The organism is Micromonospora sp. KC721 (assembly GCF_004348355.1).
Classification (GTDB): Bacteria; Actinomycetota; Actinomycetes; order Mycobacteriales; family Micromonosporaceae; genus Micromonospora.
The window spans coordinates 1-8,605 of sequence record NZ_SMJY01000232.1 but is presented as its reverse complement, the minus strand read 5'-3'; the positions used below and the strand labels follow the sequence as shown (position 1 = coordinate 8,605).

Annotated in this window: 8 protein-coding genes; all 8 read left to right on the top strand. The window is 77.1% G+C overall.

The window, feature by feature from the left end; genetic code table 11:
* The first annotated feature begins 95 nt into the window (after positions 1-95).
* The 8 genes from cobI (at position 96) to cobA (ending at position 8,397) form a co-directional block, all read left to right on the top strand.
* Positions 96-836 (top strand): precorrin-2 C(20)-methyltransferase, encoded by a 741-nt coding sequence (gene cobI / locus E1182_RS26925; protein ID WP_132270438.1) that lies wholly within the window; start codon positions 96-98, stop codon positions 834-836.
* The gene (gene cobM / locus E1182_RS26920; RefSeq protein ID WP_243706436.1) at positions 833-1,723 is read left to right on the top strand and encodes a precorrin-4 C(11)-methyltransferase; all 891 of its coding nucleotides are present in this window, start codon (positions 833-835) and stop codon (positions 1,721-1,723) included. Before cobI ends, cobM begins: the two co-directional genes overlap by 4 nt.
* On the top strand, positions 1,720-2,871 hold the full coding sequence (locus tag E1182_RS26915; RefSeq protein ID WP_132270436.1) for a cobalt-precorrin-5B (C(1))-methyltransferase: 1,152 nt from the start codon (positions 1,720-1,722) through the stop codon (positions 2,869-2,871). The genes cobM and E1182_RS26915 overlap by 4 nt, the downstream gene beginning before the upstream one ends.
* Positions 2,868-4,202 (top strand): precorrin-6y C5,15-methyltransferase (decarboxylating) subunit CbiE, encoded by a 1,335-nt coding sequence (gene cbiE / locus E1182_RS26910; RefSeq protein ID WP_243706435.1) that lies wholly within the window; start codon positions 2,868-2,870, stop codon positions 4,200-4,202. The genes E1182_RS26915 and cbiE overlap by 4 nt, the downstream gene beginning before the upstream one ends.
* Complete coding sequence (gene cobJ, locus E1182_RS26905) at positions 4,199-5,896, top strand: precorrin-3B C(17)-methyltransferase (RefSeq protein ID WP_132270431.1); 1,698 nt, start codon at positions 4,199-4,201, stop codon at positions 5,894-5,896. The genes cbiE and cobJ overlap by 4 nt, the downstream gene beginning before the upstream one ends.
* Positions 5,884-6,087: a DUF362 domain-containing protein gene (locus E1182_RS26900; RefSeq protein ID WP_132270429.1), complete on the top strand. Its 204-nt coding sequence runs from the start codon at positions 5,884-5,886 to the stop codon at positions 6,085-6,087. Before cobJ ends, E1182_RS26900 begins: the two co-directional genes overlap by 13 nt.
* A 73-nt stretch (positions 6,088-6,160) precedes the next feature.
* Positions 6,161-6,757 (top strand): precorrin-8X methylmutase, encoded by a 597-nt coding sequence (locus E1182_RS26895; protein WP_132270426.1) that lies wholly within the window; start codon positions 6,161-6,163, stop codon positions 6,755-6,757.
* Complete coding sequence (gene cobA / locus E1182_RS26890; protein WP_132270424.1) at positions 6,754-8,397, top strand: uroporphyrinogen-III C-methyltransferase; 1,644 nt, start codon at positions 6,754-6,756, stop codon at positions 8,395-8,397. The genes E1182_RS26895 and cobA overlap by 4 nt, the downstream gene beginning before the upstream one ends.
* The last annotated feature ends 208 nt before the right edge of the window (positions 8,398-8,605 follow it).

Here is an 8,605-nt window from a genome sequence, read left to right as displayed (position 1 = left end):
GCCCGACACCCACCCCGTCCGGCCCGACAGGTGCGGAGCGCGCGGTAAAGGTCTCGCAGCGCGCCGGGCCGGAGCCCGACGCGGCTCCGGCTGCCCTGCTGACCGGCGTCGGCGTCGGCCCGGGCGAGGCGGACCTGCTCACTGTGCGGGCGGTGCGGGTGCTGCGGGAAGCGGACCTGGTGGTCGTACCGGTGATGGACCGGCCGGGGGCGGACGGCGACGCGCCCGCGGGCCGCGCGGAAGCCACCGTGCGCGCGTACGTCCCGGCGGAGCGGCTGCACCGGCTGCCGTTCGCCCTCGACGACACCGGCGGCGTCACCGCCCGCCGGGAGGCCGCCTGGGACGCCGCCGCGGCGGCCGTGATCGCCGCCTTCGACGGCGGCGCCCGGTCGGTCGCCTTCGCCACCATCGGCGACCCGAACGTCTACTCCACCTTCGGCTACCTGGCGCAGAGTGTGCGCGCCCTGCGCCCGGCGGTGCAGGTTCGGTCCGTGCCCGGGATCACCGCCATGCAGGACCTCGCCGCCCGCAGCGGCGTGCCGCTGTGCGAGGGCCGGGAACCGCTCACCCTGCTGCCGGCCACCGCCGGCGCGGCACTGGTCGAGGACGCCCTGGCCGGCCCCGGCACCGTCGTGGTCTACAAAGGCTGGCGCCGCCACCCTGAGCTGATCGAGGCGCTGCGGCGGCACGGCCGGCTGGCCGACGCGGTGCTCGGCCGCAGCCTCGGCCTGCCCGACGAGCGGATCGGCCCGCTCGACGGTGCCGACGACGACCTGCCGTACCTGTCGACGCTGCTGGTGCCCGCCCGCCGGGACCGGCGGGGAGGAAAGCTGTGACCAACGGAAAGGTGTGGTTCGTCGGGGCCGGCCCCGGCGCCGCCGACCTGCTCACCCTGCGCGCCGCCCGGGTCATCGGCGAGGCGGACGTGGTGGTCTGGGCGGCCAGCCTGGTGCACGCCGACGTGCTCGCGCACGCCCGCCCCGACGCCGAGATCGTCGACTCCTCCCAGCTGCCCATCGAGGGGGTGCTGCCGCTGTACCGGCGGGCCGCCGCCGACGGGCTGACCGTGGCCCGGATCCACTCCGGCGACCCCGCGCTGTGGGGCGCGGTGCAGGAACAGCTCGACCTGTGCCGGGCCCTCGATCTGGCGGTGGAGGTCGTCCCGGGGGTCTCCTCGTTCACCGCCGTCGCCGCGATCGTCGGCCGCGAGCTGACCATTCCCGAGGTGGCCCAGTCGGTCATCCTCACCCGGCTGGAGGGCGGCAAGACCCCGATGCCGGCGGGGGAGCGGGTCCGCGAGTTCGCCCGGCACGGCACCACCATGGCGCTGTTCCTCTCCGCCGCCCGATCCGGGCAGGCGCAGGCCGAACTGCTCGCCGGCGGCTACCCGCCCGACACCCCGGTGGTGGTGGCGTACCAGGCCACCTGGCCGGACGAACTGGTGGTCCGCTGCACCCTCGGCGAGTTGGAGGCCACCGTCAAGGAACACAAGCTGTGGAAGCACACCCTGTTCCTGGTCGGTCCGGCGCTCGCCGCCGCCGGCACCCGCTCGCACCTCTACCACCCCGGGCACTTCCACACCTACCGGCGGGCCGAGCCGGCGGCCCGGGCCGAGCTGCGCCGGGCGCGGGCCGCCGCCGATACCGACGGCGTCGCCGGGACACCCGCCGCCGACACCGACGGCGTCGCCCGGACCGCCGCCGGCGACGGGCCACCCCGGTGACGTACGGCGAGCCGCCGCTGCGGGAGCCGGACCTGCCGCGCACCGCGAAGGTCCGACCCACCGCGCTGCGCACCGGCTGGACCACCGGGGCCTGCGCCACGGCGGCGGCGAAGGCGGCCGTCACCGCCCTGGTGACCGGGACACCACCGAAAGAGGTGGAGATCGGGCTGCCCGCCGGGCGGCGGGTCACCTTTCCCGTCGCCCGCTGCGACCTCACCCCGCCCCCGCAGGCGCGGGCCGAGGCGGTGGTGGTCAAGGACGCCGGGGATGATCCGGACGTCACCCACGGCGCGCACCTGACCGCCACCGTCTGCTGGCGCTCGGAGCCGGGCCTGCGCCTGGACGGTGGTCCGGGCGTCGGCACCGTCACCAAACCCGGGCTCGGCCTGGCCGTCGGTGGCCCGGCCATCAACGACACCCCGCGCCGCATGATCGGCGAGGCGGTCGCCGAGGTGGTCGACCTCAACGCGGTGGGGGTACGTGTGGTGATCAGCGTGCCCGGTGGCGAGCAGATGGCCCGCAAGACCACCAACCGGCGGCTGGGCATTCTCGGCGGTATCTCCATCCTCGGCACCACCGGTGTCGTCCGCCCGTTCTCCACCGCCTCCTGGCGGGCCAGCGTGGTGCAGGCGGTGCAGGTGATGGCCGCGCAGGGGGAGCGGACCGTGGTGTTGTGCACCGGTGGGCGTACCGAGCGGGCCGCCCGTGGGTTGCTGCCGGAGCTGCCCGAGGTGTGCTTCGTGGAGGTCGGCGACTTCACCGGCGCGGCGGTCACCGCCGCCGTCACCCATGGCATGACCTCGGTGGTCTTCGTCGGGATGGCCGGCAAGCTGGCCAAGCTGGCCGCCGGGATCCTGATGACCCACTACACCCGCTCCAAGGTGGACCTGTCGCTGCTCGGCGCGGTCACCGCCGAGGCGGGCGGGGACGCCGACCTGGTCGCGGCCGTCGCCGCGGCCAACACCGGACGGCACGCGTACGAGCTGTGGGAGGCCGCCGGGCTGCTCGGCCCCGCCGGGGACCTGCTCTGCCGCCGGGTCCGCCAGGTGCTGCTCCGCTTCGCCGGGCACGACGTCGACGTCGACGTGGCGATGGTGGACTTCGCCGGTTCCCGGGTGGTCGCCTCCTCCGGGCGGTGGACGGCGTGACCGGACCGCAGCCCTCGGCCGCCGGTGAGCCGCTGGTCAGCGTGGTCGGCGTCGACGCCGGGGGAGCCCCGCCGCACCCGGTCGTCGCGCCGCTGCTGGCCCGGGCCGGGCTGGTCGTCGGGGCGGCCCGGCACCTCGCCGTCGTGCCGGTGCCGGCGGGCGCGGCGACCATCGTGCTCGGGCCGCTCGCCCCCGCCCTCGACCGGCTCGCCGCCGCCGTCGTCGCCGGCACGCCGGCCGTCGTCCTGGCCAGCGGCGACCCCGGGTTCTTCGGTATCGTCCGGCGGCTGCGTGCCGCCGGGTTGCCGATACGGGTGCTGCCGGCCGTTTCCAGCGTCGCCGCCGCCTTCGCCCGCGCCGGCCTGGACTCAGACGGTGCGGCCGTGGTCACCGCGCACGGGCGGGATCTGCGGCCCGCGCTGAACGCCTGCCGGGCGCTGCCCGCCGTCGCGGTGCTCACCGCTCCCGGGGCGGGGGCCGCCGAGATCGGCGCGGGACTGGTCGGCTGGCCCCGGCATCTCGTCGTCGCCGAACATCTCGGCACCGACGCGGAGCGGGTCACCTGGACCACCGCGGAGGCGGCGGCCGGGCGCGCCTGGGCCGACCCGCACGTGCTGCTCAGCCTGGCCCCGGCCGACATTGCCGGTCCGGGCAGCCCGGACCCGACGGGCGGTGGGGCCCCGACGGGCGGCGAGGCCGCGGCCGCCGAGGCCGGGCCGGTCGGCGGGCACCTGCCGCCCGGCGTCGGGCCGGTGCGCGGCGACAACCAGCCGGCCGCCGCGCCGGCCGGGGGCTGGGCGCTGCCCGAGTCCGCGTACGACCACCGCGACTCCATGATCACCAAGGCGGAGGTACGGGCTCTCGCGGTGGCCCGGCTCCGTCCCCGCCTCGGCCGGCTGATCTGGGACGTCGGCGCGGGCAGCGGCTCGGTCGGCATCGAGTGCGCGCTGCTCGGCGCGGCGGTCATCGCCGTCGACCGGGACCCGACCGCGCCGGTCGCCGCCAACGCCGCCCGACACGGCGTACACCTGCGGGTGGTGACCGGCGAGGCCCCGGCGGCCCTGCGCGGGCTGCCCGACCCGGACGCCGTGTTCGTCGGCGGGGGCGGCGCCGACGTGCTCGACGCGGTGGCCGTCCGCCGGCCCGACCGGGTGGTGGTCACCCTCGCCGCCCTGGACCGGGTCGCCCCCGCCGTCCACCTGCTGCGCGCCGCCGGCTACGCCGTCTCCGGCAGCCAACTCGCCGCCGCCCGCCTGGCCGACCTGCCCGGCGGTTCCGTCCGACTCGCGGCCACCAACCCGGTGGTCGTCCTCACCGGGGAGCGCCCGTGACCAGCCCTGCCACCCGCCGCGTCGGACTCGTCGCGGCCACCGCCGCCGGCCACCGGCACGCCCGGGTCCTCGCCGACGCCTGGCCGCACGCGCGACTCGTCGACGCCGACAGCGCCGCCGACGCGCTGCGCACCGCCTGGGCCGAGTGCGATGCGGTGGTGGCGTTCCTGGCCACCGGTGCGGTGGTGCGGATCCTCGCGCCGCTGCTCGGCGACAAACGCACCGACCCGGGCGTGGTGGTCGTCGACGAGGCGGCCCGGCACGCCGTCGCCCTGCTCGGCGGGCACGGCGGCGGCGCCAACGCGCTCGCCGCCGAGGTGGCCGTGCTGCTCGACGCCCGGCCGGTGGTCACCACCGCCACCGACGCGGTCGACCTGCCCGGGCTGGACACCCTGGGCTGGCCGGTCGAGGGCGCGGTCGCCGCGGTGTCCCGGGCGATCCTCGACGGCGCACCGGTGCGGCTGGTCGCCGACGCCACCTGGCCGCTGCCCGCCCTGCCGCCGAACGTCCGCGCCGACGCCCCCGGCGACGCCCACCGGCTGCTGGTGACCGACCGGGTCGTGCCGCCCGACGGGCGGACCGCCGTGCTGCGGCCCCCGTCCCTGGTCGCCGGGGTCGGCTCCAGCCGCGGCGTCGCCACCGCCGAGGTGACCGACCTGCTGCGCCGGACGCTCGCCGCCGCCGGCCTGTCCCCGGCCAGCCTGCGCTGCCTGGCCAGCGTCGACCTCAAGGCCGACGAGGCGGGCATCGTGGCGAGCGCCGAGGCGTTCGGCGTACCCCTGGTGACCCGGCCAGCGGCGCAGTTGGCGGCGGTCGACGTGCCGCACCCCAGCGAGGTGGTCCGCGCCGCCGTCGGCACCCCCAGCGTCGCGGAGGCCGCGGCGCTGGCCGACGGCGGAACCCTGCTGGTGCCGAAGACCGCCTCGGCGATGGCCACCGTCGCGGTGGCCCGGCACGCCCCGCGCGGCCGGCTGGCCGTCGTCGGTCTCGGCCCGGGCGCGGCCGACCTGCGCACCCCCCGCGCCGTCGCCGAACTGCGCCGGGCCGCCGTGGTCGTCGGCCTCGACCAGTACGTCGACCAGATCCGCGACCTGCTCCGCCCCGGTACCCGGGTGCTGGCCAGCGGCCTCGGCGCCGAGGAGGAACGGGCCCGGGCCGCCGTCGCGGAGGCCACCGCCGGGCACGCCGTGGCGCTGGTCGGCTCCGGCGACGCCGGTGTGTACGCGATGGCCAGTCCCGCCCTGGAGTACGCCGACGACCGCATCGACGTGGTGGGCGTGCCCGGGATCACCGCCGGGCTGGCCGCCTCGGCGCTGCTGGGCGCCCCGCTCGGGCACGACCACGTCTACCTGAGCCTGTCCGACCTGCACACCCCGTGGGAGGCCATCGCCCGGCGGATCACCGCCGCCGCCGAGGCGGACCTGGTGGCGCTGCTGTACAACCCGCGCAGCCGGGCCCGGGACTGGCAGCTCGACGCGGCCCTGAAGACCTTCGCCGCACACCGCCCACCGGACACCCCGGTCGGGGCGGTGCGCAACGCCAGCCGCGACGGCGAACGGGTGCACCTGGCCACCCTGGCCACCTTCGACCCGGCGGTGGTCGACATGTACAGCGTGGTGGTGGTCGGCAGCTCGCAGACCCGGATGGTGGGCGGGCGGATGGTGACCCCGCGCGGCTACCGGTGGCGGTCGTGACCGCGCCGGTGACCGTCGACGACTGCCAGGGCTGCGGCGCCTGCCTGCTCACCTGCCCGACGCACGCCATCTGGCCCGTTCCCGGCGGACTGACCGTCCGCGCCGACCGGTGCACCGGCTGCCTGGAGTGCCTGGAGATCTGTCCGGTGGACGCCATCCGCGCCACCCCCGACCCGCGAGGAGACCGATGACCTCGACCCCGACCCGCCGGTACGGCGCCGACCAGCCGGCGGCCGGCGCCCCGCTCGTCGTGGGGCCGGCCCGATGACCCGGGTGGTGCACCCGATCGAGCAGGAGTCGTACCGGATTCTGCGCTCCCGGGTCGACCTGACCCACCTGCCCCCGTTGACCCGGGCCGTCACCGAGCGGGTGGTGCACGCCAGCGCCGACCTCGACTACGTCACCGACCTGGTCTGCGACGAGCCGGCCCTGGCCGGCGGGCTGGCCGCGCTGCGTGCCGGGGCACCCATCGTCACCGACGTGTGGATGGTCGCCGCCGGCATCACCCGGGCCGGTCGGGAGATCGTCTGCCCGGTCGCCGAGCCCGCCGCCGCCGAACTGGCCCGCGCCACCGGCCTGACCCGTTCGGCCGCCGCCGTCCGGGTCGCCCTGGACCGGGTGGGACCGGGCGCGGTGTGGGTGGTCGGCTGCGCCCCCACCGCGCTGGCGGAGCTGATCACCGTGGCTGCGGCGCCGGCCCTGGTGGTGGGGTTGCCGGTCGGCTTTGTCGGCGCTGCCGAGTCCAAGGCGGCACTGCGGGCCAGTGGCCTGCCGGCCGTGTCCAACGTCGGCGAGAAGGGTGGTTCGGCGGTTGCCGCCGCCGCCCTCAACGCCCTGCTCTACCTGGAGGAAACGCCATGACCGCGCTGGTCATCGTCGGGCACGGCACGCGCAGCGCGGCCGGGGTCGACCAGTTCGCCGCGCTCGTCGACCGGGTCCGCCGCCGCGCCGCCGGCAGCGTCGGCGACGTCGAGGGGGGCTTCATCGAACTGTCCCGCCCGCCGCTCACCGACGCGGTGACCACGCTGGTGACGCGGGGCCACCGCAGCCTGGTCGCGCTGCCCCTGGTGCTCACCGCCGCCGGCCACGGCAAGGGCGACATCCCCGCCGCGATGGCCCGCGAGCAGGCCCGCCACCCCGGCCTGACCTACCGGTACGGCCGCCCGCTGGGCCCGCACCCGCTGCTGCACACCGCGCTGCAGGAGCGGATCGACACCGCCCTGTCCGGCGCGGACCGGGCCGACACCTGGGTGGCCCTGATCGGGCGGGGCTCCACCGACCCGGACGCCAACGCCGAGGTGGCCAAGGTGGCCCGGCTGCTGTGGGAGGGCCGCGGCTACGCCGGCGTCGAACCCGGCTTCGTCTCCCTCGCCGAGCCGTCGGTGCCGGCCGTGCTGGCGCGGCTGCGCCGGCTCGGGGCCCGGCGCATCGTCGTCGCCCCGTACTTCCTCTTCGCCGGGGTGCTGCCGGACCGGATCGTCGCCCAGTCGCAGGCGTTCGCCGCCGGGCATCCCGACCTCGACGTACGGGTGGCCGACCTGATCGGCGACTGCGACGCGCTGGCCGACCTGGTGCTGGAACGGCACGCCGAGGCACTGCGCGGGGACATCCGGATGAACTGCGACACCTGCGCGTACCGGGTGCTGATGCCGGGCTTCGCCGACAAGGTGGGCCGGCCGCAGACCCCGCACGACCATCCCGACGACCCGGTGGGCGGTCACCACCATCACCACCATCCGCACGAGGGCGGCCACCACTACCATGGGCCGGGCCTGCGCCCTGGGCAGGTCGCCGTCGTGGGCGGCGGACCCGGCCCCGACGACCTGATCACCGTACGCGGCCGGGCGCTGCTGGACAGCGCGGACGTGGTGGTCGCCGACCGGCTCGCCCCGCAGGGCCTGCTCGCCGGCCTCCGCCCGGACGTGCTGGTGATCGACGCCGCGAAGGTGCCGCGCGGACCGTCCATGGCGCAGGACGCCATCAACGCCGCCCTGGTCGACCACGCCCGCGCCGGGAAACGGGTGGTCCGGCTCAAGGGTGGCGACCCGTACGTCTTCGGCCGGGGCCACGAGGAGGTCCAGGCGTGTGCGGCCGCCGGGGTGGAGACCGTCCTGGTACCCGGGGTGAGCAGCGCGCTCGCCGCACCCGCGCTGGCCGGCGTCCCGGTCACCCACCGGGGGGTCGCCCACGACCTCACCGTCGTCTCCGGGCATCTGCCGCCGGGGCACCCGGAGTCCCTGGTGGACTGGGCGGCGCTGGGCCGGGCGCGGGGCACCCTGGTGCTGATGATGGCGGTCGACACCATCGCCAAGATCGCAGCGGTGCTGCTGGAGCACGGCCGCGCGCCGGAGACCCCGGTGCTGGCGGTGCAGGACGCGGGGCACCCGGGACAGCGGACCTGGGCGTCCCGGCTGGACGAGGTGGGCGACCTGACGGTTCGGGAGGGTATCCGGCCGCCAGCGGTCTTCGTCCTCGGCCCGGTGGTGGCGCTGCGCGACTGACCGGTCTGCAACGGGGCCGTCCCGTCGGTCACGTTGCGATCAGGGGGTGGTCGGTGGAGCCCGCACTATCTAGTGTGGGCCGGACGTCGGTGGAGGGAGACCGGGTGTTCGTGTTCGTCGCGGTCGTGTTCGGGATAGCCGGTCTGATCCATCTCTACCTGTGGCATCGGCTGGTGCGCGGCACCACTCGCCCCGGCCGGTGGCGGCG

What these genes read in the sequence shown, in the direction of transcription:
- cobA (WP_132270424.1), top strand. Translation starts at nt 6,754, where the DNA reads ATGACCGCGCTGGTCATCGTCGGGCACGGCACGCGCAGCGCGGCCGGG.
- E1182_RS26895 (WP_132270426.1), top strand. Translation starts at nt 6,161, where the DNA reads ATGACCCGGGTGGTGCACCCGATCGAGCAGGAGTCGTACCGGATTCTG.